Origin of the sequence: Thiomonas arsenitoxydans (assembly GCF_000253115.1) — a bacterium.
Taxonomy (GTDB): domain Bacteria; phylum Pseudomonadota; class Gammaproteobacteria; order Burkholderiales; family Burkholderiaceae_C; genus Thiomonas; species Thiomonas arsenitoxydans.
The window spans coordinates 2300336-2326696 of record NC_014145.1 but is presented as its reverse complement, the minus strand read 5'-3'; the positions used below and the strand labels follow the sequence as shown (position 1 = coordinate 2326696).

General features: G+C 60.1%; 21 protein-coding genes and 4 pseudogenes. 21 read left to right on the top strand and 4 right to left on the bottom strand.

Annotated elements, in window-relative coordinates; translation table 11 throughout:
* Positions 1-343: 343 nt before the first annotated feature.
* The 6 genes from THI_RS10855 to trbB all read left to right on the top strand — a co-directional run bounded on the left by THI_RS10855 (position 344) and on the right by trbB (position 5273).
* Positions 344-655, top strand: coding sequence for a plasmid mobilization protein (locus THI_RS10855; RefSeq protein WP_013106295.1), 312 nt, complete (start codon positions 344-346; stop codon positions 653-655).
* Positions 655-2799, top strand: coding sequence for a TraI/MobA(P) family conjugative relaxase (gene traI, locus THI_RS10850; RefSeq protein ID WP_013106294.1), 2145 nt, complete (start codon positions 655-657; stop codon positions 2797-2799). The genes THI_RS10855 and traI overlap by 1 nt, the downstream gene beginning before the upstream one ends.
* A 191-nt stretch (positions 2800-2990) precedes the next feature.
* Positions 2991-3326 (top strand): hypothetical protein, encoded by a 336-nt coding sequence (locus THI_RS10845; protein ID WP_013106293.1) that lies wholly within the window; start codon positions 2991-2993, stop codon positions 3324-3326.
* On the top strand, positions 3307-3954 hold the full coding sequence (locus tag THI_RS10840; RefSeq protein ID WP_013106292.1) for a DUF6036 family nucleotidyltransferase: 648 nt from the start codon (positions 3307-3309) through the stop codon (positions 3952-3954). Before THI_RS10845 ends, THI_RS10840 begins: the two co-directional genes overlap by 20 nt.
* A gap of 135 nt (positions 3955-4089) precedes the next feature.
* Entirely contained in the window at positions 4090-4329 is a 240-nt protein-coding gene (locus THI_RS10835) for a hypothetical protein (RefSeq protein WP_013106291.1), read from the top strand.
* A complete protein-coding gene (gene trbB / locus THI_RS10830; protein ID WP_013106290.1) occupies positions 4326-5273 on the top strand; it encodes a P-type conjugative transfer ATPase TrbB in 948 nt (315 codons plus the stop codon). Before THI_RS10835 ends, trbB begins: the two co-directional genes overlap by 4 nt.
* A 170-nt stretch (positions 5274-5443) precedes the next feature.
* Here trbB and panD read toward each other — a convergent pair whose 3' ends face one another.
* Both panD and THI_RS10820 read right to left on the bottom strand, forming a co-directional pair.
* Complete coding sequence (gene panD / locus THI_RS10825; protein ID WP_013106289.1) at positions 5444-5791, bottom strand: aspartate 1-decarboxylase; 348 nt, start codon at positions 5789-5791, stop codon at positions 5444-5446.
* A 115-nt stretch (positions 5792-5906) separates the two neighbouring features.
* On the bottom strand, positions 5907-6698 hold the full coding sequence (locus tag THI_RS10820; protein ID WP_013106288.1) for a hypothetical protein: 792 nt from the start codon (positions 6696-6698) through the stop codon (positions 5907-5909).
* Positions 6699-6901: 203 nt separating this feature from the next.
* Here THI_RS10820 and THI_RS18465 point away from each other — a divergent pair.
* The 7 genes and pseudogenes from THI_RS18465 to THI_RS10785 form a co-directional block, all read left to right on the top strand.
* Positions 6902-7240: pseudogene (locus tag THI_RS18465) on the top strand (IS5/IS1182 family transposase); the annotation flags it as partial.
* 216 nt (positions 7241-7456) lie between these two features.
* Positions 7457-8839, top strand: coding sequence for an adenosylmethionine--8-amino-7-oxononanoate transaminase (gene bioA, locus THI_RS10810; RefSeq protein ID WP_013106287.1), 1383 nt, complete (start codon positions 7457-7459; stop codon positions 8837-8839).
* A complete protein-coding gene (gene bioF, locus THI_RS10805; RefSeq protein ID WP_041608990.1) occupies positions 8805-10034 on the top strand; it encodes an 8-amino-7-oxononanoate synthase in 1230 nt (409 codons plus the stop codon). Before bioA ends, bioF begins: the two co-directional genes overlap by 35 nt.
* A complete protein-coding gene (gene bioD / locus THI_RS10800; RefSeq protein WP_013106285.1) occupies positions 10031-10750 on the top strand; it encodes a dethiobiotin synthase in 720 nt (239 codons plus the stop codon). Before bioF ends, bioD begins: the two co-directional genes overlap by 4 nt.
* 31 nt (positions 10751-10781) lie before the next feature.
* Positions 10782-11819: a biotin synthase BioB gene (gene bioB, locus THI_RS10795; RefSeq protein ID WP_013106284.1), complete on the top strand. Its 1038-nt coding sequence runs from the start codon at positions 10782-10784 to the stop codon at positions 11817-11819.
* On the top strand, positions 11812-13053 hold the full coding sequence (locus THI_RS10790; RefSeq protein WP_013106283.1) for a cytochrome P450: 1242 nt from the start codon (positions 11812-11814) through the stop codon (positions 13051-13053). Before bioB ends, THI_RS10790 begins: the two co-directional genes overlap by 8 nt.
* Positions 13054-13291: 238 nt before the next feature.
* Positions 13292-13477 (top strand): annotated as a pseudogene (locus tag THI_RS10785) (IS21 family transposase); the annotation flags it as partial.
* A gap of 242 nt (positions 13478-13719) precedes the next feature.
* On the opposite strand, the pseudogene istB reads toward THI_RS10785, so the two are convergent.
* Positions 13720-14262 (bottom strand): annotated as a pseudogene (istB, locus tag THI_RS10780) (IS21-like element helper ATPase IstB); the annotation flags it as partial.
* A 402-nt stretch (positions 14263-14664) separates the two neighbouring features.
* Entirely contained in the window at positions 14665-14868 is a 204-nt protein-coding gene (locus THI_RS18880; RefSeq protein ID WP_013106281.1) for a hypothetical protein, read from the bottom strand.
* 131 nt (positions 14869-14999) lie between these two features.
* Here THI_RS18880 and THI_RS10770 point away from each other — a divergent pair, with 131 nt between their 5' ends.
* The 8 genes and pseudogenes from THI_RS10770 (at position 15000) to THI_RS10740 (ending at position 26217) form a co-directional block, all read left to right on the top strand.
* Positions 15000-16928: a putative bifunctional diguanylate cyclase/phosphodiesterase gene (locus tag THI_RS10770; protein ID WP_013106280.1), complete on the top strand. Its 1929-nt coding sequence runs from the start codon at positions 15000-15002 to the stop codon at positions 16926-16928.
* 31 nt (positions 16929-16959) lie between these two features.
* Positions 16960-17403, top strand: a complete 444-nt coding sequence (locus THI_RS10765) for a YeeE/YedE family protein (protein WP_013106279.1) — start codon at positions 16960-16962, stop codon at positions 17401-17403.
* Positions 17404-17413: 10 nt separating this feature from the next.
* Positions 17414-18190, top strand: coding sequence for a YeeE/YedE family protein (locus THI_RS19510; protein ID WP_013106278.1), 777 nt, complete (start codon positions 17414-17416; stop codon positions 18188-18190).
* A 563-nt stretch (positions 18191-18753) separates the two neighbouring features.
* Positions 18754-18960, top strand: a pseudogene (locus THI_RS19625) (methyl-accepting chemotaxis protein); the annotation flags it as partial.
* 6 nt (positions 18961-18966) lie between these two features.
* Positions 18967-19404, top strand: coding sequence for a CZB domain-containing protein (locus tag THI_RS19620; protein WP_407830080.1), 438 nt, complete (start codon positions 18967-18969; stop codon positions 19402-19404).
* 89 nt (positions 19405-19493) lie between these two features.
* A complete protein-coding gene (locus tag THI_RS18115) occupies positions 19494-19988 on the top strand; it encodes a chemotaxis protein CheW (RefSeq protein WP_050985944.1) in 495 nt (164 codons plus the stop codon).
* Positions 19989-20216: 228 nt separating this feature from the next.
* Complete coding sequence (locus tag THI_RS10745) at positions 20217-21611, top strand: HDOD domain-containing protein (protein ID WP_013106276.1); 1395 nt, start codon at positions 20217-20219, stop codon at positions 21609-21611.
* Between the two features lie 265 nt (positions 21612-21876).
* Positions 21877-26217, top strand: a complete 4341-nt coding sequence (locus tag THI_RS10740) for an EAL domain-containing protein (RefSeq protein ID WP_013106275.1) — start codon at positions 21877-21879, stop codon at positions 26215-26217.
* Positions 26218-26361: the final 144 nt, after the last annotated feature.

The following is a 26361-nucleotide window of genomic DNA, read 5'->3' as shown; positions in this document are numbered from 1 at the left end:
CTTTCATCGGCGCCCTACCCGGACTCTGCGAGACGGGGCCAGGGTGCGACAAGGGAACCGCGGAGAACCGTCATCGGCGTCCGCGCTGCGGCGGGAGTTGTCCAAGAGGGTGTCGGGGCGCAGCCCTGACCAAGCGTTTCGTGTGACATGGCGCCGCCAGGCGTCGGCATGCCGCGTCCAGCGGCGTCCGAAATGTCCCACGAAACATTACCTTGCAAGGTTTTTACGCATCGGACGTTTGAGACACGCCTGACACACGTCCGCCTCAAACCGCCTCACGACCGATCAGAGACGTGCCACGCCTCGGACAGACCGTGCCGTCCCTGTCTCGCAGAGTCACGGCATGGACTCTCAAGATCGCAAGCCCCACACCGTGCGCGTGCGCCTCACCACCGCCCAGCTCACCGATCTGCGCAATCAGGCGCAGGCGGCCAACAAAAGCATGTCGGAACTCATCCGCCTGCGTGCCACGCATCAAGCGGTGATCAGCCACGCCGACGACTCCACCGCGCAGCGCATCGACCAGCTCGGACGTCTGCTCAAACATCTCTACCCCAAAGACAAGGGCTGGGCATCGGGCGATGACCGCCGCCGCTGGTGGCAACTGGTCGAAGAACTCCGGCGCACCGCCGCCATGCTGAGAAGGACGCCCTGATGCTTGCCAAAGTCATCACACTCAAACCGGGCGCGCCCAGCAAGGGATTCGCCCACGTCATGCGCTACGTCATGCGCGGCAATGAAGAATTGCCGCCTGGACAGACCCTGGACGGCGGCCACTTCAACATCGACGACGATCAGATCTACTGGACGCTTGGCGAACACCGTCTGGCCTACGCCGAAGACCTTGCCGGCGTCTGCGACGGCGTCGTCCGAGACTGCGAACGCAAAGGCCGGTTCAAAGGCAACCCCGTCTATCACGTCGCCATCACCTGGCAGGAGGGCGAACACCCCACGGCGCAGCAGGCCGAACACGCCTGCAAGCACGTCATGGATGCGCTCGGCTTCAGTGCGCATCAGGCCGCCTGGGCCACCCACCGAGATACCGACAACGATCATGTGCACCTGGTCATCAACCGCGTGCATCCCGAAAAACTGATCGCTGTGCAGCCGCCGTTCAAGAAGGACTATTTCATCCTCGACCGCTGCATGCGCGAACTCGAACTCGAATTCGGCTATGCCCGTGCCAATGGCCCCTACATCACCCTGGATACCGACCAGGGGCCGACCATCGTGCGCATGAGCCGTGCGGAACGACGCGCGCGAGGGCTGCTGAAGGAGGAGGGCAAGCCACGTTTGACGCGTGGGGCCGCCGCCGCCGAATACCGTCTCGGCGCCGACTCCTTCCAGTCCTGGGTCGCCGGCCAGCCCGCCCAAGACCTGCGCTCCGCCGTGCAGACCTCTGGCGCCACCTGGGCCGACGCCCATCAGGCCCTGGCGCAGCACGGCGTCACCCTTCAGTCCAAAGGCTCCGGTCTGGTCGTCACCACCCAGCTCGACGATGGCCGCATCCTGGCCGCCAAGGCCTCCCAGCTGGGACGCTGGGCCAGCAAGGCCGAACTGGAAAAGCGCCTCGGCCCCTTCGTTGCCGCCCTGCAATCTGAAACAGCACCGTCACGCGCCTATGCGGAGTACGTCAAGACAAGCCGCAGCCAAAGCGATAAACCGGAACGTGAGCCCGCAAAAAACTCAGCCCGTGACCCCGACCTCCGCGCCCTGCGCAGGCAAGCCCGGGCCGACGCCCGCGCCGTACTCGCCGCCCGCTTCGATGCCGAACAGGCTGCAGGGCGCGCACAGCGACCGCAGCAGCGCGCCGAGCTGCGCAGCCAACACCAGCGCGAAAGGCAGGAACTCGCCGCGCAAATGCGCCATGAGCGCAAGGCACTGACCATGGAGGCCCGGCAGCAGGGCCAGCCGCTGGCCGTGCTGCAGTCCTTGTGGGCGCTCAAGGCCGCGCAGCAGCGCGAAGCTCTGCAAAAGCGTCAGGCGGCGCAGCGCAAGGCGCTCTCGGCCAAGCTGACCAAACAGGACGTGTGGTGCAAGTGGCTTGAGCGCGAAGCGGCACAGGGCGACGAAGCGGCGCAGGCCGCGCTGCGCGGCATCCGCTATCGCGAGCAGCGCAACAAAAACCAGCAGATCGACGGCATCGAGGGCGAGGAACTCGATCCGCTGCGCAAGCTCACCCTGGCCGGACTGGATGCGCAGATTGACCACAAGCGGCAACTCGTGCTGTACCGTGATGCACAGGGGCGGGACAAGTTCACTGACACCGGCCCGCGTATCGTGATGCACGACAAGAGCGATGACAGTCTGGAAGCGGCCCTGCGCATGGCGGCGCAGAAGTACGGCGGCAAGGTGGACATCACCGGCAGCGCCGAGTTCAGGGAACGGGCGGCGCGGCAGGCGGTGCGGCTGGGCATCGAAGTCGTGGACGCCGACTTGCAGGCCATCGTGCAGGATGAGCAGCAGCGCAGGCAGCGCCCGCCCCAGTTGTCCCCAACGGCTGTGGAGAAGTCGGCCCCCGATGCGGCCAAGTCCTTGAAACCGCAGGACGCCGCTGCGCTGCCCGAAATGCGGGCAGTCGATGCGGCGCTGACGGCGTGGCAGCAGGCCCAGACCGACGCAGCGCGCACCCCCGCTGTGCAGGACTGGATGCGGGGCATGGAGCGCATCGAGAAAATGAGCGGGGATGTCGCCGCAGCGAACGCGCACACCCGCAAGGCGCTGGGCGAGCGCTATGCCGGCTTCATGCGGGAAGTGGGCGGGTTGGCGAGGCAGCGGGACATAGGGCATGACCGGTGAATCGTGATCGTCGCGCAACCACGATTGATCACTGATCAACCGTCGGCTGCATAGTCATTTCTGTACGGGATAACATGCGTTCGTTTCAATCCGCGCCCGGACTGTCCGGGCGAAACAACACGGAAGAGGTTACGCCTCTCCCAAGTTCAATTGCCTCCCTGAAGGGGGGGGCCAACCGGAGCTTGTTTTCGATGAGGGCGATCAACAGCCATGCGCGAAACGACAGGTTCAGCCTCCTGTTGCATCGAGAGGCAGCGGGGGCAGTCGCTCGCGATGAGGCGTTGTTGGGCCGTGCCGAGGCAATTCTGCGGAGCTGGAAGCAGTCCAACGGCATCAACGCGTGCCGTGACTGGGACGAGTGGTTGTCGTTGATTGCCCGTGGTCAATCTGTGGTCGTGCAGGTCATGGTGTCTGAAGACGAATACGCCACACGTTTGCGGCAAAGCTCTCCCTTTTCCGTGCTGGTTCCGCCTCGCAAGAGGTGGGCGCTCTTGAAGGAAGCGAAACATGAACAGGGAGCAGCTTGAGCACATTCTTCGTGCCGCATCGGCGATCACCAAGCAAGGCCGATTCATCGTCGTCGGCTCTCAATCGATCGTCGGCGTCATGCCCGACCCGCCAGGGGTCTTGGGGTACTCCGCGGAAGCCGACATCTACCCACTGGATGCACCCGAACTCGCTGACTTGATCGACGGATCAATCGGAGAAGGATCCCCGTTCCACGAGACGTTTGGATACTACGCACAAGGGGTCGGGCCAGAGACCGCTGTGTTGCCTAACGGGTGGCAATACCGTCTCAATCAGGTGCGCGATCCCATCACGCTTGCAGACGGCTTCTGTTTGGACCCGACCGACATGGCAGTTTCCAAGCTTGTTGCATGGAGAGAGAAGGACAAGGAATTTCTGGGCGTGATGCTGGAGAGCAAACTGATTCATCACGACGAGCTGGAACGCCGGGCATCGCAGGTTCCTCAGAGCCGACTGTCTGAATACGGGCTCAAGCCCGCAGATTTGACGCAGCGAATCAGCTTGCTCGGGCAGACGATCTCCGAACGTCCACTTCCCGAGCGAGCCAAGGGCAACGAGCCCTCGACCATTGAGGGCATGCGTCGGGCCTTGCCGCTGAGCAAGAAATCCAAGGGATTGGATCGCTGATCAGGTAGACCGCCTCGATCAGAATATGGGTCGTGGCTACACCGCCGCCGCGGTGAAACGTTTCACCCCTTTCGTCCCCACACCGCAGAGCCAGGGCAGGGCGCCAACGTCTGGCGCCGCAACCCTGGAGCATTCATGGCAACCCCCGGAAAACTCTACGTCGTCGGCTTTGGCGGGAAAGACTATCTCGTGCGCGCGTGCACCCAGCGCGGCGCAGCCAAAGGCCTGATCCGATCCCTCACCGAGTCAACCCTTGAAAACACCCGCCCGGCCAGCCAGGACGACATCCTGGAGTTGGCCGGCAATGGCGTGCGCCCCATCGACGTGACGGTCACCGAGCTCGAGGATCAACCCGGCACCGGGGAGCGCGAGTGAATGCACAGCTCACCCATGCCCGCCAATCCGAAGCCCTGCGCCGGGCGATGGGTACGGAAATCCTTACCCCGCTCGAGGACCCCAAGATTGTCGAAATCATGCTCAACCCGGACGGCACCTTGTGGGTGGATCGACTGGGGGAAGGCATGCAACAGACCGGCCGTATCGACGCCGTGCGGGCGCTGACCATTGTCAACACAGTAGCGGCCATGCTCGATACCGTGGTGACGCCCCAGCAACCCATCCTCGAATGCGAGCTGCCGCTGGACGGCAGCCGCTTTGAAGCCCTGATTCCTCCCTTGGTCGAGCGTGCGAGCTTTGCGTTGCGGAAGAAGGCGACGCTGGTCTTTACCCTGGATGACTATGTTGCCAAGGGCATTATGACGCACGCCCAGCGCCAAGCGCTCGAAGAGGCGGTCGCCTGCCGGCTGAATGTTTTGGTCAGCGGCGGCACCGGCACAGGCAAGACCACCTTGGCCAACGCCATCCTCGACGCCGTGGCCCGGCTTGACGGCGAACACCGCATCGTGGTGATCGAGGACACACGCGAGCTGCAGGTCAATGCTGAAAACGTCGTCTTCCTGCGCACCAGCGACAACACCGACATGACCAGGCTGCTGCGCGCCACCATGCGGCTGCGGCCAGACAGAATCGTGGTCGGTGAAGTGCGCGACGGTAGCGCTCTGGCGTTGCTCAAAGCCTGGAATACCGGGCATCCTGGCGGTGTCGGCACAGTGCATGCCAATGATGCCAGCGCTGCGCTGATCCGCATTGGCCAACTCATTCAAGAAGCTGGCGTGCCGCCAAACCCGGAACTCATCGCCGAAGCGGTGAATGTGGTCGTCTCGATCAAGCGCACTGCAGATGGCCGCCGGGTAGAAGAAGTGGCCGCGGTACGCGGCTGGTCGTCCAGCGGCGGGTTCCACGTCGAGCGCCTCGCCTGATGCCACCTTTGCGTATTCCGGCGAGAAACCGCCACCCGTCCTGATCCAAAGCCGCCACTGGTGCCGAGATGTCGGTAGCCCTATGCAACTCACCGTTCATCCGCCAAAACAATCACCGTGGCAACGCGCCATCGCTTTGCAATGTAAACCGAGGTACTGTCGCCTTTGCCTCATACCTTCATCGACGCGATGCCGTTGCGGGCATCCAGTAGGGCGATGCGCGGGCGAAATTTACGCGCTGTGGTATCGGCCATCGGGCTATAGGTGCAGATGATGAGCAGGTCACCTATGGCGGCATGGCGCGCGGCTGATCCATTCAAGGTTATATTGCCGCTGCCCTTTGGCTCTGCTATGGCATAGGTGCTCAGACGCGCTCCGTTGGTCACGTTGTAAATCTCGATCTGCTCGCCGGCAATGATGTCGCAGGCATCAAGCAGCGCCTGGTCGATGCCGCAAGAGCCTTCGTAATGCAAGTCTGCGCCGGTGAGTGTGGCGCGATGAATCTTGGCTCGCAGCATCACACGGGCGGGTGCGGAGTTTGACGACGTGGTGTCTGGCATGTTGGCGGGTGGGCAAAGTTGCGGGCGGCAAGTGCTATCGAGGTGGCGCATCAAACTGACATCGTAGAACGCTTTAAAAGTCACGCTCGGCCATCACCCAGGTCGACCACTTTGGCTGCGAACTGCTTTGCTGAAACGATGCCTGCTCACCGACGGCCAGTAGCCAAACGGGGGTGACGTGATAGGCGACCTGCGGCATTACCGAGCCTTCCATGCCGCGTCTGCCGTCATCCAGGATCAATTGATTGTCCACCTCGACCTCCAACTGGGCGGCGTAAGCGGTACTGATTGATCTGCCCAGGCTGGTGTTGACAAACCAGCCGCTGGAGATCCCCGTGCCGATCCGCTGGGTATAGCCCGCCTCGCCCTGGGTGAACCAGGGATACCAGAGTTGCGCCCACATCACCTGCGCCGACACTGCATTGCCTTGGCCCGGCAGCACTGAGCGGCGCGGATCGGCCCAGTATTGCCCTTCAATCTCGAACGTGAGCAGCGTGGCCATGCCCCGACTCATATTGCACGTATGCAGGGTTGCCAACTTGAGCCCGGCCGCGGCAGGGCCGAAGGTTGCAGGGGCGCTTCCAATGGGAGTGTTCGCGGTGTAGGTCGGCAGATCGAGTTCCATGCCGACATGATCGTTCAGCTTCGCTTCGACCTCGGGTGCCAGCGTCAGTGAGCCGGGTTGCGCGTTCGTGACCTGTGAGAACAGATAGCCGGCGTTTTCCAGCCAAGGCTCTTCGATGCCGATGGCCTTGGTGATGTAGTCGTCCACATCACAGTTCCATTCCTGTGCGGATGCCCGCTGAGCGCAGCCCAAACCGATCAGGGTGAAGAGAAAAATGACGCGAAAATACCTATTGCGCATGGAACAGACTCCAAAAATAAGAATCATTCTTATTGTTATTGTCTGTGGTGTCAATTTTTGGCTTGGCACCTGCCTAAAACATTCGGACTTGCGTTCGAACATTCCATGCCTATGTTTGCACCGCCGCTTCGCTGTTCACTTCAACTCGGGCCAGGGTCGCCCCGCGCTCTCGCCCCGCGCTCTCGCCCCGATTGGTGGCTGGGCTGGCCGAGACGCTGGAGCAGGTGGGCATCCTCGCCGACGCCCAGCCGAAGATCGCTATCGTCGACAAGGGCTACCGCGGCGTCGAGATCGACGGGGTGCGCATCCTGCGCTCGGGGCAGAAGCGCGGATTGACCCGAACCTTGCACTTGATGATCAAACGGCGCAGCGCGATCGAGCCGAGTATCGGGCACATGAAGGCCGACGGGCGCCTGGGCCGTAATCCGCTCAAAGGCGCCCTGGGCGATGCGCTGCATGCCGTACTGTGCGGCGCAGGGCACAACATTCGCCTGCTGTTGAAGAAGCTGCGGCTTCTTTGCGCCCAAATCGTGGCCTGCATTGCAGGACGGGTTGGCTGCCTTCGCCGCCGCACCGGTCATTCAAACGCCACGGGTCGTCTGACGGTCGCATTGTTCAGGACGGATTCTGTACCCTGGGATGGACTACAGTACGCGGTTTTCTTGAGCGCTGTCTCTTTTGGCTCTGCCGGATCGGGGTCGCCACGACCGCCATGACGGCTGGCGCATGGCAGTGCGCGACCTCCTTACTACTGCTGAATGTCCGTGGATCTTGCCCATCGAAGTCTTCGTGCTGTCTGGCATCCCTGCACGCAGATGCAGCGTGCTGCGCAATATCCTCCGCTTGGAATCCTGAGTGGCCAGGGCCCCTGGCTGTTTGACGAATCTGGTCACCGTTACTTCGATGCAAACAGTTCCTGGTGGGTCAATCTGTTCGGTCATGCCGACGCAAGGATCAACGCAGCGCTCAAGGACCAACTCGACCGACTGCCGCACGTCATGCTGGCAGGCTGCACACACGCGCCTGCCGTTGAACTTGCTGAACGCCTGTCGACGCTGACAGGTGGCGTGCTGGGCCACTGCTTCTTCGGTAGTGACGGCGCGTCAGCAGTAGAAATTGCGTTGAAGATGAGTTTTCATTTCTGGCGCAATAGCGGCCACCCCGCGAAGCAGGAGTTCGTTTGTTTGCGCCAGAGCTACCACGGCGAAACACTGGGGGCGCTGGCCGTTACCGATGTGGCTGTGTTTCGCGATGTCTACGACCCATTGCTTATGCGTGCCCATCAAGTCATGTCGCCGGATGCGCGACAGGCAGCGCCAGGCGAGTCGCCTACCGACGTGGCGCTGCGTGCTGCGCAGGAATTGAAGATCCTCTTCGAAACACGCCACAACCGGATTGCTGCCCTAATCCTGGAGCCTCTGGTACAAGGCGCCACCGGCATGGCAATGCACGATCCAGCCTACCTTCGCGCTGCGCGCGCGCTGTGTGACGAGTATCAGGTGCACCTGATCGCTGATGAAATTGCGGTGGGATACGGGCGGACCGGGACGTTTTTCGCGTTTGAGCAGGCCGCATTGCCGGGCGACATGCCCATTTGGCCCGACTTGCTGTGCTTGTCCAAGGGCATTAGCGGTGGCTACCTGCCTCTGTCTCTGGTGCTCTCGCGAGATGCTGTCTATGGCGCGTTTCTCGACGACGATGTGGCGCGCGGTTTCTTGCATTCGCACTCCTATACGGGCAACGCCCTGGCGTGTCGGGCAGCGCTGGCAGTGCTTGACCGCTTCGAAGAAGACCAAGTGCTGCAGGCCAATCGCCAGCGTGCTACCATACTCTCGGACGCCCTGACACCGCTTCGTGACGATCCACGCATCCAACATTTTCGTCAAACCGGGATGATCTGGGCGTTTGACGTGCGCGAGGCTTTCGCCGGGTCGCGATTTGCTGAGCGCTTCCACCTGGCAGGCCGCGCTCGAGAACTGCTGATCCGGCCGATCGGTCGCACCGTCTACCTGATGCCGCCCTATCTCCTTGACGCCAGTATGTCGGCCTGGCTGGCAAAGCAGGTAAGCAGCACGCTGGACGACGTTCTTCAAGGACCCCTTCTCGATGTTGATCGACCATCTGAACCAGCAACTGCATGACCGTGTTTCACGCGGGCTGCGCCGCCAGCGCCGAACGGCGGAAACGCCCTGCGAGCCCCGGCAGCAAGTCAGTGTTGGGCATCGAACAGATGGCACTAACGCGCGGGAGTTGCTGGGATTCTGTAGCAATGACTACCTTGGACTAGCAAATCATCCAGTGCTGATTGAATCGTTGGCCGAGGGTGCACGCCTTTTTGGCGCAGGCAGCGGCGCCTCCCACTTGGTCAGCGGTCATTCGCGCGCGCATGCTGCGCTCGAGGATGACCTCGCAGCCTGGTTAGCACCGCATATCCCGGGAGCGCGCGCCCTGACGTTTTGCACAGGCTACATGGCAAACCTGGCATTGCTCACCGCGCTAGCAGATGCGCAGACCACCATCTTCTCCGACAAGCTGAATCATGCTTCCCTGATCGATGGTGCGCTGCTGTCGAAAGCGCCTTTGCGTCGTTTCGCGCACCGTGACCTCACAGTCCTCTCGCAACAACTCGAAGCATGTCGCACCCCCATCAAACTGATCGTCACGGATGCGGTCTTCAGCATGGACGGTGATGTGGCCGATCTACCGGGGATGTTGACGTTAGCTGAGCAACACGACGCTTATCTGATTGTGGACGATGCGCACGGTTTTGGCGTATTGGGTCCTTATGGTCAAGGTACTCTCGCGCACTTCGACCTCTACAGCGAACGCATCATCTACATGGGGACTATGGGAAAGGCCGCGGGTATGGGGGGTGCTTTTGTCGCTGCGCATCCCACCATCATCAATTGGCTCATACAAGCGGCACGCACCTATATCTACAGCACGGCGACGCCTCCGGCTCTTGCGCATGCGTTGCGCGAGAGCCTGCGGCTGATCCGTAGTGAGGAAGGGGAAAAACGCCGTGTGCATCTGCAGCAGCGCATCGCGCAATTGCGTGTTGCGCTGTCCGCGTTGATCGAAGGGCACTCTGAGCTCGGCTGGAAGTTGGGCGTCTCAGAAACCGCAATCCAGCCACTGATCGTAGGCGACAACGCTGCGGCGCTTTCGCTGGCCGCTGCTCTCGACGCGAAGAGCCTGTGGGTGCCGGCGATCCGTCCGCCCACCGTACCTGTCGGCACGGCTCGGCTTCGCATCACACTCAGGGCAACGCATAGTGTGGATGACGTGCAGTGCCTGATTACGGGTTTGAGTCAAGCGGCGAAGGCGTTGGCATGATGCGTTCGCCACCATTGCGAGGCTGCTTCGTCACTGGAACCGACACCGAGGTCGGCAAAACCTGTGTCAGCACAGCGTTGCTGCATTGGTGCGCCCAGCAGGGCTGGCGCAGTGCCGGCCTCAAGCCGGTGGCAGCGGGGACCGAGCTGATCAACGGAGCGCACATCAACGCAGATGTGCGTGCACTGCGCGAAGCCAGCTCGATCCCGTTGACCGACGACGAGGTCGGTCCGTATCAGTTCGAGTCGGCGTGTGCACCGCAGGTTGCGGCCTCAATGGAGGGCCGCGCCATTGAGCGCACGGTGATTTTGCGAGCAGCGAACGATTTAGCAGCGCGTGCCGAGGTATTGATTGTGGAGGGTGTCGGGGGATTCAGGGTACCGCTCGGACCGGATTGGGATGCTGCCGACTTGGCCGTGGAACTTGGTCTGCCCGTGATCCTGGTGGTGGGCCTACGCCTAGGCTGCATCAACCACGCACTGCTTACTGCCGACGTGGTGCGCTCGCGCGGCCTTCGACTGGCTGGCTGGGTCGGCAATGCTATCGACCCCGCCATGCTCTGGGCTGATGCCACCATTGCCAGCCTGCGCGAGCGCCTGTGGCAGCAGCATCAAGCGAACTGCGTCGGCATCGTGCCGTGGCTGGGCGATCTCAGTGCCGCCGCTGTAGTGGCCCACCTGAGCGACGCTGAATTGCAACGGGTGTTCCCTATCTGAACCGACTGCCCTTGTTTCCAAAGGACCTGACATGACCACCATAACCGCCATCAACGTCTCAGGCTTGCGCGCTCCCGCTGCCGTCGAACCCAGTCCTTCGACTCGCTGGAGTGTCGCGCAGGTCGACGCGCTGTTCGCCATGCCTTTCATGGATCTGCTTTACCGTGCGCAGCAGGTGCATCGGGAGAACTTCGACCCAAATATGATTCAACTGTCCACCCTGTTGTCCATTAAGACCGGCGGTTGCAGCGAAGACTGCGGCTACTGTCCGCAATCGGCGCACCACGAAGCGGGGGTGCAAGCCAGCAAATTAATGCCCTTGGACGAGGTCCTGGAGGCGGCAAGAGCGGCAAAGGCAGAAGGAGCCACGCGCTTCTGCATGGGGGCCGCGTGGCGTAGTCCGAAAGAGCGTGACATGGAAAGTTTGACCGAGATGGTGCGTGAAGTGCGCGCGCTCGGCCTTGAAACCTGTATGACTCTGGGCATGCTTGATGCCGAACAGGCGAGCGAGCTAAAGGATGCGGGCCTTGACTACTACAACCATAATCTAGACAGTGCGCCGGAATTTTATGGCAGCATCATCAGCACGCGAACCTACCAAGACCGACTCGATACGCTAGTCAACGTGCGCGAAGCTGGTGTCAACGTCTGCTGCGGCGGTATCGTTGGCATGGGCGAAAGCCGGATACAACGCGCTGGATTGATTGCACAACTGGCCAACTTGGAGCCCTACCCCGAATCGGTGCCGATCAACAACTTGGTGGCCGTGAAAGGAACGCCATTGGAGGGGGCTGCGCCACTCGATCCATTCGAGTTTGTGCGCACCATTGCCGTGGCGCGCGTCACCATGCCGCGTACCCAAGTTCGTCTGTCCGCAGGGCGCGAGCAGATGGACGACGCACTTCAAGCTCTGTGCTTTGCTGCTGGTGCCAACTCCATTTTCTATGGTGACCGCCTGCTCACCACGTGCAATCCACAGACCCAGCGTGACCGCTCGCTGCTGGCACGCCTCGGATTGCGCGTACAGAGCGAACATCCGGCGCAATGTGAGAGCCGATCGGATGAATGAAGTATCCATTCGGCCGCCGTGCGTACTAGGGCGCTCGATCGTCGACCGCGCGTTCCTCGCGGATCCGTATCCGACCTATCGGGCGTTACGCGAGGCCGGTCCGCTGCATTGGAGTGAGGAATTTTTCGGCGGAGCGTGGCTCCTCACACGTCATCAAGACGTCGAGACGGTACTGCGCGACGCACGTTTTTCGGCAAAACGCACCGGCGGCTGGGTCAATGACTTGGAGCACGAGCGCGGTGAACTGAGTCGCTTCCAGCGGCTGTTTGGGCGCGCCCTTCTTTTTCTTGATTCGCCGGATCACTCACGCCTGCGCAACTTGATGCAATCTGCCTTTCGCCCCGATGCGCTGACGCGCTTGCGGCCCGAGATCGAGCGCATCGCAGATGAACTTCTGGACTCTCTGAATGGCGTAGGGCCCTTCGATTTCATCGCTCAGGTGGCGCGCCCGCTCCCCGTGCGGGTAATCTCGCACATTCTCGGTATTGTTGGAGCGGACACCGAAGAGGTCACGATATGGTCGGATGACTTGGCCGACTTCATCGGTGCGCCAACGCCAACACGAGAGCAGGCATGCCGTGCTCAGTCAAGCCTGTTGGCGATGACGCGCTTTCTTCAGGATCAACTGGAGACCAAGCGCACGGCCCGTGGCGATGACTTACTGAGCGCGTTACTGCTGCAGCGAGAACGCGGCACGCTTCATGACGATGCTGAACTACTGGCTCAGTGCGCCATGTTGTTGTTCGCCGGACATGAGACTACGCGAAACCTCCTTGGCAATGGCATGCAGGCGCTGCTGAGCCACACCGAACAATGGCAGCTTCTGGTGAAGGATCCAAATCTGGTGCCAGATGCGGTCCGTGAAATTCTTCGATACGACAGCCCGGTGCAGTACACGGGGAGGCGCGTAATCTCGGATCTTTTGTTCCATGGACAGTTGCTGCGCCGCGGAGAACTGGTTCTGCCCCTCATCGGTGCGGCCAATCGTGACCCGGCGCGCCATGCTGATCCAGAGGAACTGGATGTCAGGCGCACCGACCGGGGCACGCTATCTTTCGGCTCCGGTCCTCATGTCTGCCTCGGCGCCGCGTTAACTCGCATTGAGGCAGACGTGGTATTCCGCCAAATGCTTGCCCGGTGGCCCGATCTACGCCTAGCAAGCGCCGAGCCACAGTGGTTTGCAAACCCAGCCTATCGCGGGTTGAAAACTCTATCGCTGCGACCTGCCATGTAGGTATTGTGTTGGCGCCGGTGCCGATTTGAGCCATGCGCCGGGTTTGCCATAAGCCGGTTGGAACGCGCCGAAATTCAAGCCTGACGCCACACGAAGCGTGTTTTCGATGGCGCAGTCGCCGATCTGTTCGTGCCGAACGAAAATTGCCCCCCTTTTGAAGGTTATGCCGACGCAAAATTGACCCGGGTGTTTCACCTACCCTGCTGCTTTTTTAGGCATGGGGGCAGGAGTGATCACCATGGACATGATTGGCAAGATTCAGCGAATGCATTTCCGCCAGCACAAATCCGTTCGAGAGATTACCCGCAGTACGGGGCTGTCGCGCGACACGCTGCGTACCTGGCTACGCCAGCCTAGCGATGTCGTACCGCAGTACGCGGCGCGGCGAACACAACCCTCACTGCGCATTTCAGTGATCGTGGACGCCTGTTTCAGTCTGATCGTGGACGGCGTTTCAGCGTGATCGTGGACGCGCCGGGGTGCGCGCAAGCGATGGGTTTCAATGTATCTCAATCGTCCACGATCCGTCTGAAACGGTTGTCGCGAAGCGGTCGGTGAGGGGCTGCTGCGCAGCCTTATCCACGGCGGCGGACGGCGCTTGCGACGGACCGGCCGCCGCGGTGGATAAGGCGTGTTCGGCGCGGCGGTGGCGGCGGTTCTGGGGGATCATTGGTCTTTGTCCTTCTCGCGCAGCGAGGGGCCTTTGAGCTCGATCTTGTGGCTGCTGTGCACGATGCGGTCGAGGATGGCGTCGGCCAGGGTGGGGTCGTCGAGGTAGGCGTGCCACGCCTTGACCGGAAGCTGGCTGGTGATCAGCGTAGAGCGGCTGCCCACGCGGTCGTCGAGCAGTTCGAGCAGATCGTTGCGCTCGGCAGCGCCCATGGGCGCGATGGCGAAGTCGTCAATGAGCAGCAAATCCAGCTTGGCCAGTTGCGTCATACGCCGCGCATAGCTGCCGTCGCCGTGGGCGACCTGCAGTTCGCCGAACAGGCGCGCCGAGCGCGTGTAGAGCACCGAGAAGCCTGAACGCGCGGCCTGATGCGCCAGGGCGCAACCCAGCCAAGTCTTGCCGCACCCGGTGGCGCCGGTGATGAGCACGTTGTGCGCCTGGCGCAGCCAGTCGCCGCCGGCCAGGTTGGCCACGAGGTGACGGTCGAGGCCGCGGCTGGCGCGCCAGTTGATGTCCTCCACGCAGGCTGCCGCGGCTCGTTCACCAGCGTCAAGTAACTCGTGTGGCGCATCGACCACTTCGTCGCTGCCGACAACACAACCTGCCAGACCTTCAAGTTAACCGCAACGGTCGATTTGATCCTTGAAAAATTGCATCGCCATTGTCCACCTGTTACTGAGACAACACACTAGCAGCGAAGCGAATAACACCGAGGAAGTTGCGGGCGTTCTTGCCGTAGATGGTGGCAACGCTGCGATATTGCTTGAGCTTGCTGAAGAATTGCATAACCAGATACCGTGTCCGGTACAGCCGACCTTGGGGCGCTCAAGTGGTACTCGTCCTGAGATCAACAGCGCCCCTGAAGCAACGTGGGCATGACCGTCGCATGCGACAAGACATCGACTGCGGGCGCTGATGCACGCCAATCCCAATCTGTCAAATCAAGCACCACCGTGAACAATTTCACGGGGTTTGTAGAAATCTATTGCCCCACGGGACAAATACCCTTGCCCTGTATCTTGAAGCAGCGATAGATTGATTGAAATTTGACGAAAATACAATTCGTAATAACTTATTAGGTTGTTATTTTGATAATTCTCAATGAAAAAAGATCCCTTCAGCAGCAAACCATGGTGTTCGTTCATTGGGGGTATCGTGCGAAAAGTGACAAGGCGGCGGCGCCCAATCACCAAGTATGCCCGGGTATATCCGTCACTCCCTCGCGCCGCTTCTGGCCGCGGGGCGACATCAAGGAGATCCTGAGAGTCGAGCAGCCATGACGAAACAATTGCAGCCGCTTTTTGCGGAACCCATCCGTCTCGTGCCAATTGCCGGCGAGCTTGATGAGGCATTCACCTGGCAGGTACTGGCTCTCCCATGCGAACACACGCAGGGCATTCAGGCGGCAGCGCCAGAACGCGAACTCCTACTCGTGGCGCTGGCTGGAGCGCTCGGCGGCTTGATCGATTCCAGCGAGCGTGATCACGTCATGCAACGCCTCATCCAAGACTTCGTCCATGTGTCGAGTCATATTGCGCTGGCCTGGGTATGGATCGGCCCAACCGACGCCAACAGTATTACCCCGCTATTCGTGGCGGGTCGGGCCCGCGCATTCGGAGAGACCTTGCAACTCTCGCGTTCCCGGCTCACCGCACATTGCCCGGTGTTCCAGTGCCTGCAGACGCGCCGCACGACCTATATGTCGATTTCGCCTCGCAGTCCATACAAACCCTGGCGTCGTGCCGCTGCGGACTATGGATTTGAGGAGATGCTGGCTGTCCCGTTCGACCTCGGTACGGAAAGCCAGCAAGGCATAGCCGTATTTTATTCCAATGCCCGGGGTTACTTCAAAGACATCGGCATGCAACCGTTTGTCGCGTTGGCCAAGCTTGGGCAGGTCGCTGCGCATCAAACCACGCTGATTTCACGATTGCAACTGCAAAATATGTTAGATCCGCTGAGCGGCGCGCTCAACCGACATGCGACGGAGCTGGCGCTGCAGGACGAATTTATTCGCGCCCGCGCCAGCATGGATGGGTTTGGCCTGATTCTGCTTGATCTGGATCGATTCAAACTCATCAACGATTCCTATGGGCACCCGGCTGGCGACCGGGTGTTGCAAGAAACAGCTCGCCTGCTCCGTCGTCATGTGCGAGAGACAGATCGGGTCGGACGTTGGGGAGGCGAGGAATTCCTCATCATTTTGCCGCATCAGACCATCGATCAGGTCTTTTCTACTGCCGAACGTCTGCGCTTTGAGATCGAGTCGGCCTATGTCAAGCACGAGGGGCGCCGCATCCAGTTCACTGCCAGCTTTGGCATCATCACCTGGGCTGGCCAGAGTTGCACCCCGGACCGGTTGATCTCTCGGCTGGATTCGTTTTTGTATGACGCTAAACGCATGGGGCGCAACCAGGTACGTGGAGCCGATGGTCGCGGCAGCGAAACGTTGTCATTGGGGGCGCAGATTCAAGAGGCGCTGGAGACCCAGCAGATCCGAGCCGCATACCAGCCGTTGATTGACCTACGTAGCGGTGAAGTGGTTGCGCAGGAGGCGCTGGCTCGCTTGGTTAAGGCCGATGGTACGGTCATGGCGGCGGGGGAGTTCATTGGCGCCGCGCATCGTCTGCGGATGGAATGGCGTATCGATGAAGCCGTCTCACGCCAGGCTCTGGCACATTGCCTGGCACGCGCCCACCAGGGCCAGTCCCTGCAGCGCCATCTCATCAATTGCTCCGCAGACTTTCTCGGCCGTGCGGGTTGCATCGAGACCCTGCTCGAGACTGCACAGCGCAGTTGTGCAGGCTGCGGTGATGTGATGCACGGCAAGAGCAAGCCGGTGATTATTGAGGTCACCGAACGCCAGCTGCTGGGCGATCCGAAAAAAACACGGCAGTTGCTGCAGCCCTTGCTCGACTTCGGTTTTGAGCTTGCTGTGGACGATTTTGGTAGCGGCTATTCATCCTTCCTGTATCTGCTTGATCTTCCGGTGCGCTATCTCAAGATCGAAGGCGAACTGGTTCGTCGGGCCGTGGATGATGTTCGCGCACGCGCCATGGTCGAGTCCATCCAAGCCATGGCTTTCCGGCTGGGCATTTGCACTATTGCAGAAGGCATCGAAAACCAGGTCACCAGCGATTTGATGCGCGATCTTGGCATCGACTGGGGACAAGGTTATCTGTGGGGGCGGCCAGAGATTGCCTGACTCCATACCAACACACAAACAGGAGGAGAAGATGTTTCAAATCGACCATGCATTGTTCGCACCCTGGCCCGCACTGGGCGGTGGAGTGCTGATCGGAGCGGCTGCTGGCATCATGGCGCTCGTGGGTGGCAAGATCATGGGCTGCAGTGGCATTGCCGGCGGCAACTTGCACGATCTGATCGAGGGTGTGCCCACACAGAGATGGCGTTGGGCCTTTCTGCTGGGGGTGTTGTTGGGCACAGTTGGATGGATCGGCCTACTCGGCCCTATAGCCGGAGCCGACCAGCCCATGCCGTGGCTTGGTTACACATTCGGTGGCCTGGCCGTCGGCTTTGGTACCCGCCTGGGTTCTGGCTGTACCAGTGGGCATGGGGTGTGCGGTATTCCGCGCCTGTCCCGGCGCTCACTGGCGGCGGTTGCGCTGTTTTTCGGTACGGCCATGCTCACAGTCTTCATCACACATCACATCATCTGAGGTACCTGCCATGATGAATCTGATTGCCATGGTTTGCGGTGTGCTTTTCAGTTTTGGCCTGCTTATTTCGGGCATGGTTGATCCGGAGAAGGTCATCGGATTCTTGAATATTGCAGGCTCCTGGGACCCGAGTCTGGCCTTTGTGATGCTCGGTGCAATTGTCGTTAACACGATTCCGATGCGCTTGGCCATGCGGCGCAAAGACTCGGTGTTGCTGCATTGCCCGATGGAGCTGCCCAAGGCCTCTCAGATCACATTACGCCTGGTCCTTGGCAGCATGATCTTTGGCATCGGCTGGGGTCTAAGTGGCATCTGCCCGGGGCCGGCACTGGTGAACCTGGGGACTGCTCAGCCCGATCGCTTGGTTTTTTTCATGTTCATGCTCGCGGGGATGGGCGCTTATGAAATCTGGAATCGGTACATGTCGAATCAACGCACCCGCACGCCGCAGCCAGAGCGGGTACTTGATCTCCTGCCCCTGGGGCAGGAGGGACAACGCCCTTTGCGTGCTCAGCTCGTTGGGCAAGGTCCCGATCATCAGATCACAGTGCTCATCGATACGCCGTTGCAAGTGGGAGATCGATGCTGGGTGATGCAGCCCGGCCAATCATTACAGCAGGCGCGCGGCTATATCGTTAAACATTTCCGCCCAGGAATCCGCGAAGGCGATGCAGCGCACGCTATTTTGGTCGCCTATCTCGGCTTGGACATGCCCCCGGTAGGCCAGATCGTTGCGTTGCGAGATAGAGAGATACAGACTCGACTAACCCAGAAGGAACACGCCTGATGAACGCATTGTCCCCGCCTCGTATCCATGAATCAGTACCGCCCGATCTGTCGCTCTGGGTGCTGCCCACCTTTTTACTGGAACCTATTGAAGGCGGGGGCTGGCGTATAAGCGACCAAAACGCCGCTGCTGCAGACTTTGCCGCCTTAGCTGGGATCGATCTGTCCCGGAATCGTCAAGATTGGCTTGCCGAAACAGATGCTCCCGGAACAAAAGGTGATCCATTGGGAGAGCAGACGCGCGTGGCTGTGAGCACCGAACTGACGATCGGTTCGCGCGCCTGCCGCGTGCACGTCATGCCTTGGCCCAGCGCGCCACACCTGCGTTTGATGCAGATTGTTGATCTAACCACGCGCCGATTTGCAGAGACTGTTACCCGGGACGTTATCAATATCGTCAACGGATCGGGTCGTGTGCTAGGGCAAACGGCAGATCAGATCTTTGCAATCATCGAGGGCGTCGAGCAGGGCTTGCGCACCACAGAAACGAGTGAAATTGACAACAGAAACCACGTGGGTTCGCTGGTTGATAACGTCAAATCCATTTCGTCACTTGCCCAGAATATCCGTGCCATCGCTGCGCAGACCAATCTGCTTGCCTTGAACGCCGCCATCGAGGCAGCGCGCGCTGGGGAGGCTGGGCGAGGTTTTGCGGTCGTGGCCGATGAAGTCAAGGGGTTATCACAGCGAGTACAAGCTGCGACACAAAGTATCACCGAACTTGTTGCCGGAATTCGGGATGTATCAAGCGGAATTGCCTCGGCCTGCCATGCCTCGATGCAGTCGGTCGAGTCGTCACATGTTCTCTTGGAACATTCCACCGCTAATGTCATGCAGATGAGACGCGTGTCGCATGTTTCGAGCCTACGTGCCGCAAAAAGCGGGCATCAACTCTTTGTTTTCAGGGTACAGGGCGATTTGGAGCGCCAGCAGCCGACGATTAAACCCGAAGGTCTGACCACGCACCATAGCTGCGGTTTAGGCGAATGGTATGAAGCCAATCGTTTGACGAGTCTTGGCCAAATGCCCAGTTTCCGAGCGCTGGAAGCGCCGCACGCCCGCCTGCACGACCTCGTGCGCGAGTTTGCTTCGCTACTGCATGGCGACGACCGACGCCGGGCGTTAGGGTTGATGCAAAACATCGACCGTGAGCTGGCAGCCACGCTCGAGGCTATCGATGTGCTGGTGCGCGACATTGAGGTCGCGCTAGCATAAAGCGGTGGCTGCGACGCCCCCGACTCTTCGTGACTGCAGAGCTCAGAAATCGGCCGTCGGAATCCTGGCCGCCCGGGCGGCCGGTCAGGATGAGAACGCTGGTTCGCGGGCTCTGGAAGCCGACGGTCAATAACCAGTTGTTGCCGATGGAAACTCAGGGGCAGGAAGACGCGCAATTGATCGGTGTCCTGGTAGACGCCGTCAACACGGTATTGGAACTCGAGGCAGCGGAAATCGAACCCTCTCCAACATTCGGAGCGGCCGTGCATTCAGACTTCATTCTCGGCATGGCCAAACTGGACAAAGTGGGCTTTGTCACTTTGCTGGATCCAGGACGTGTTTTCTCATCAGAGGAAATGGCTGCGCTGGCGCAAGCGGAAAAGCCGCGTCAGATTGAATGGTCAGCGCCGAGCAGCGAGATCAGCCATGTACGCCCGGTAGCTTCTGATGAAGGCGTCAGCACAGACCTTCTCAAGTTTTCACCCAACGTGCCGATATTCAAAAGACGAGACGCGTCGTTTCGAATCACTGCGCTTGCAGGAAATGGAAGAGACAGATGGATAACTTGGACAACTCAGTGCTGAGCCGTAGGACCTTTTTGTTGAGCCTTGGAGTGTCTAACAATCTTGCAGCATGCAGCCTTACGACGAAGTCTGCAACCAGAACCCGTCCATCGGTCTGACAGGGGCCACCTCGGTCTCGATTGCGCTCGGCAAGTTCTTCAGTTGAAACGGACTCAATCCATCGATTGCACTTTCAGGTTTGCCATTCAACCTGGGGGGCATCCCTATTACGGTTCAAGTTAGCCATCCATGCCCGCAGCTCCAACCTTACCCAGCCAGCGCCTGATCCGATCCATCGCAGAAAAAGATCTTCCTGCTTTTGGTTTGACCTTGCAAGAAGTATTGACGGCAGCGGACAGCGATGTCTTGTCAGGCCACCAGATGGCCGAAGTGATTCTGCGAGATCCGGCATTGACCTCGCGGGTGCTGCGCGCCGCCAACGCAGCGCACCTTGGCCATAGCGGCCATGCCAAGGTCGTCACGGTCAGCCGGGCGGTTGTCATTCTGGGGGTCAATGCGATTCGCTCACTCTGCATTTCTGCATTGACGGTTGAAACACTCTCCGCTGCAAGCCAGTACGGACACCGGGTTCAAGAGGCGCTGGGCCGATCACTGCATGCCGCGGTGCAGGCACGCGACCTGGGCAGACGCCAGCAGATGAACAAGGACGCCGTGGAGCGTTTGTTCGTCGAAGCCTTGCTGAGCGGCATTGGTGAAATGGCGTTCTGGTGTTTCGGAAACGAGATGGCCGATCAGCTCGAGCGTGAACTGCAATCAGGCACGGCACCAGCCAAAGCCGAATCGAAGGTTTTGGGGATCACCCTGACGCAATTGGGGCGCGAGCTTTTGCAAAACTGGAGCCTGGCATCGGTGCTTCAGGATTCCCCCGAAGTCGCTTTGGCACGCCAACTCAGCCTGGTTTCTCCTCAGGGCTGGTTGATCTCAGCGACGCGGCAAACAACGCGCGACATCGCTGTGCTGCTCAAAACCCCGGACGCCGAAACGCTGGAATTCCTGCAAGCCAATGCGACGGAAGCCGCCGCGTTGGCGACCGCACTCGGAGCTCGCCAAGCGGCTCAAGTGATTCCTGCAGAGCTACAGCACAGCGAGGAGATTCTGGACACACTCGCCCCAGATGAGAAAGGCTATTTCCACATGCCCGTCATCCACCAACAGTTGCGGGTACTCACCGAAATGGGCCATGTCGCCACGTCGCGAAAGGACCTTCCCATATTGCTGGAAACCTGTTTGGAAGGGTTGTACCGCGCGGTCGGTCTCGATCGCTGCGTGTTTTGCCTCTTGTCTCCAGATCGGACCCGACTTCAAGCCAGGGTGGCCACTGGACCCGCAACAGACAGCCTGCGGCAGCGCTTCCAATGGGAATGGGGGGCTGAGATGGAATCCTGGCTGAAACCCCAGATGGTCATCTGGCATGACGTCAACACGCCAGGTCCGGATTTTTTGACCCGTGCCAGTGAAACCCTGGACTGTTTCACAGGGACGTTCTCCATTGACCAGAAAGCGGTTGGCTTTTTTTATGCCGACCGAAAACCTTCTGGCCGTCCCCTGACTCCCGCGGGTTTTGAGGGCTTTAGCAGCCTGGTTGCTCAGGCCGAATTGGTCATGCGGGCGCTTCCAAGATGAAATGGCGGTGGTTGCCGGATCAAGGAGCATCGCCCCAAAGTCTGCGCCGAACCGGAAATTCATCACAAGAGTGCGACATCTTCAAGATCAGGGCCTGTGTAGGATTGTGTGATCGACTTTACAAACTGCGGCGCGCCTCCCGTAAATTCAACTCGATAGCCCCTGCAGGGCATTCCTTCATTTCATCCATGCAGCGCATTCTCATTTCCGGCCGACGAACTGGCCTGCATTCATTCAGCGCAGGCATCACGCGCAGCAACCCCCTATGAAGGCGTCCTTGCGCAAAACCGCGGTTCGCGTGCTGCTCTGGCTGCCCGTCGCTTTCACGGTGATCTGGTTTATCAACCAGGAGCGGCTGGATTTCGAGGAAGCGCGTGAGGTGGTGAGCGAGCAAGCCCGGCATGCCGCTTTGGCCGAGGGACAGGTGATCCAACTGCGGCTGATGCAGCAATTTCAACAATTGGCCTTTGTCGCCAAGGCCATTGTGGGCGAACAAGCGCCAGAAGTACTGAACTCCCGGGCGCAGGCTCTGCTTCGACGCTATGTTGCAAATCACCCTGAGATCCTCGCGATCAATGTTCTGACCTCCGATGGCGAACGTATCGCCTGGTCGAGTTACGCGCAATCCACCAAGCCGATCTTTCGCCCGGAGGATTTCACGGCACTGCCTGGCCGGCCCGATGAGTTTCTGGGACAAGACCACTATGCCAAGCGCTTTCACGCCGACGTGATGTCGATGCGCTATCGCATGCGAGATGCGCACGGCCAGGCCTTGTATTTCATTGGCACGCCCTATCGCATCGATGCCCTGCTCGCTGGGTTGTCCCCCCAGGGCTGGACGATGAGCGTGCTGGATCAGCGCGATGGTCGTCTGATGAAAAGTCCGACGGCAGGGCCTGTACCGCAGTCAGCCTACTGGAGCGATCACAGTGTCGTGGAGCCCATCAACGGGTTGCCCCTTTTTGTGAGGGTGGCCTGGCCCAGAGCAAAGGTCTGGCAGCTCTATCGCCAGGGGCTGGCGTTACGTTTGTTTGGGCGCTTCATTGTTCTCGGCCTTTTCGTTCTTGCGGCGTTTGCCATCAGCCGCCTGTTGCGCAGCAGAGAGCGTCTTTTGGAGAAGAATGCTCGCTTTGCGAGGTTCAACGCCTTATTGGCGCACATCAATCAAGCAATCGCACAGGCCAGTGATGTGTCCGATCTGCTGGAAAGAGCCTGTCGTCTCGCGGTACGCGATGCTGGCATTGCACTGGCCTGGATTGGTCGCCCCGATTCACAGGGCCGCTTCGTTTTTTTGGCCAAGGCCGGTGCGGCAGTCGATTACGTTAAAGATCTCACCCTAAGTTCCGATGCCTCGGTGCCGGAGGGGCAGGGGAGTGCGGGTGTGGCCTGGCGCGAAGATCGGGCGATTTTCACGAGTGACGCACAGCACGCGGCTTCTCTGAGCCCTTGGCGTGAACGCCTGCAACGCTTCGGCCTGAATGCCGGAGCCGCGCTGCCCTTGCGCCGCAGCAAAACCGTATGGGCGGTGTTGCACCTTTACTTCGTGGATTCCGCGGCAGTCACTCCCGATCTGCAGCGGATCTTGCTGGATTTGGCCGACGATCTGTCTAACGGTCTCGATCGACTTGACCAGCGCCACAGCCAGATCAGACTGCAACGGCAACACGCCAGTCTGCTGGGCAATACGGTCGCGGGTGTGGTGATGGTTCGTTATCCGGGGGCCATCATTGCCGAGGCGAACGAGGCCGTCGCCCGCATTTTCGGCGCCCCCAGTGTTCGAGAGCTATTGGGGCGCAAAGTGGGGGATGTCGCTCCCTCTTTGCTGGACGACCGCATGGTTCAGGCGACAAGGGTGGCACTCAAGGAGGGACAAGTCACACTGGATGCGTTCGATATTTTGCGGCTCGATGGTCAGCAGGCTTGCATTGCAATCTCCGGTCGGCGACTTGAATCGGACCCTGGGGATTCAACCCATGTGGTGTGGACGGTGGTTGATGTCACAGAACGCCAGCACCTGGTGCGGCAACTGGAACAACTCAGTCGCGCAGATCCGCTAACCGGCTTGCCCAACCGGCGAGCGCTGGAACAACATCTGGATCGCGCGATCGACCGCGCGTCGCGATTGGGCTGCGCCGTTGCGGTCGGCCTGATCGATTTGGATGACTTCAAGGCCGTAAACGACCGCTATGGCCATGAGATGGGGGATGTTCTGCTCAAACAACTCGGCGAGCGCCTTCTGGCGTGCACGCGGGGTTCGGACTTGATTGCCCGGCTGGGCGGCGACGAGTTTGTGCTCGTCATCGAAGATATTGATCCCGAAGACGCCATGATGCAGTTGAGCGTCATTTTTGGGCGACTCCATCAAACCGTCGAGACGCCATTCGACCTTGGGGAGGAACGCTCTGCCAGTGTCGGTATGAGTATGGGGGTGGCCCTGGCGCCAAAAGACAGTGGCAACGCCGACTCGCTCCTGCGCCTGGCGGACGCTGCGATGTATCGCATCAAAGCTCGCAAATCCTCGCGCACTCAGTGGTGGGGGCTTGTGAGTCTGGAGCATTTGGATGATGCGCCGGAGCCGCCGTTTGACCCCTTTGGCTCCGATGCGCAGATGCTGCTTGACCCGATCCACGATCTGCTGGAGTTGGTCGAGCGAGATTTTGTGGAGACTTTCTATGTCGAACTCGCGCAACGCGCCGAGACGGCGGCCATTCTTTCCGCGTTGAACGACCAAGAGTTGGCGCGGCTGAAGTCCCGGCAGGCGGCACACTTGCGTTTCCTGCTGGACTCAGCGACGACGGCTGCGCAGATTCAGGAGCGCGGAAGTCATCTTGGCACTGTCCATGCATTGGTTGGCGTTGCATCGTCTTGGTTGAGTGTCTCGATGCAGCTCTATCGCGACCTGCTGCATTGGCACTTGGACGCCAGCGACAGAGGTGCGCGGGAGCGCGGCCGATTGCAGCGGATCTTTGATGCCCGCGTCCAAATCGACCTGCAGAGCCAGCTCGATGCCATGCTGGTCGTACAGAACGCCTACAACGCTTATCTGGCCCGCCCGTTGCCCCGCCCGGGTCAGGCATGGTTTGACGTGATAGAAGGCAAGCTTCAAGCCCTGGGGGCCCTACCAGGTTTGCGTGGATGCACCCTGTTGCGTCCAGATGCGATGGGGAAGTTTCAGGCGCAGGGCAGTGCAGGAGATGCTGCCAATTCAATCGTCGACGTCCTCTCTACGCCAAGGTTGCAACCATCGTTGGACGCGAACAGTCAAACGGGTATGGGATTGGCCGCGCAAGCATGGCGTAACGAATCGATTCTGACGGCCAGAAACTACGAAAGCAGCTTGGGCTTGGCGCCCTGGGTTGAGTATGCAGCGCGTTTGAATATTCGCAGTATGGCGGCGATTCCGCTGATGCGCGCTGGACAGACCGACTCGGTACTGGTCCTTTACGGCGCCTATCCAAACCAGTTCGATACGCAGCAGGGCCACACCTTTCTTGCCGCACTACAAAACCGCTGGAATCTGGTTGACGATCTGCTGCGCAAACGGTCGCCTGTTGTCGGGCAACGTGAAGCCGCTCAGTACCGCCAATGGCTTTACGCGGATGGTTTGAGGATGTTTGTGCAACCCGTGGTTGATCTGATCGACGGTCGTTTGAGCAAGGTCGAGGCGCTGGCTCGGCTGGTTTCGCCTGAGGGAAAGGTCATCGCTCCGGGGCAGTTTCTGCCTGCGCTGCGCGATGCCGACTTGGACGCGCTGTTTCGCATGGGGCTGTCCCAGAGTTTGGAGCGGCTGGCGCATTGGCGGGCCCAAGATATGGACATCGATCTGTCCATCAACCTGCCCCCTTCCACGCTTTTGCACCCGGACTGTATGCAATGGATCCAGCAATCTTTGCGTGAGCACGCCATCGCGCCGCATCATCTCGTCTTGGAACTGCTGGAATCGCAAGAGGTCGATGAGATTTTGCGTGACGAAGCGATATCCAGGCTGGGGCAGTTGGGCGTTCAGTTCGCCATTGATGACCTTGGCTCTGGTTTCAGCAGCCTGAAACGGCTGGCCAGCCTTCCATTTGATGTCATCAAGGTCGATCAGGGCATCATTCTCGACATCGAGCGCGACCCGGTGAAAGCACTGACTTTGGTGCGCACCGTGGTGCAGATCGGGCGAGATTTTGAGAAGGAAGTTGTGGTCGAGGGCGTCGAAAATGACGGGATCATCGAGGCCGTGACGGTGCTGGGCGCCAAATTCGGTCAAGGCTACGGCATCGCACGCCCCATGCCGAGTGAGCAGTTGCAGGACTGGGCGGTACAACACGCCATGCACAGGAGAACGAACAGCTCGGATCCCGCACCATTGCAGTTTTCCACGCCATTGGGCGCATTGGCTTACCACTGGATGGACGCCCACGGAGCCTCTCCGAACCAAATGCATCGATCAGAACCGTGCCCCCTCAATGCCTATCTGAGCCGCTTCGGCGCTGAGGCAGCAGAGGCTGAGTCCTATCACGCCATCTTCCGTGAAGCACAAGATGAAGAAGTGCGAAAGGCAGCCAGTAAGAAACTCACGGCCTGGCTTGTCGAGAAGGTGCGTTTGCACCACAAACAATGAATTCGTCGAGGTACAAATCGGAGCTGGCGCTCGTCAGGGCACAGAACATCGACATCTCGAATTTCGAGGAACAAGCAACAGATTGACCGTATCGGGCCGACACCGGCCATGCGCCGGACTTGATCCCGTGGGTGTCCGCAAATC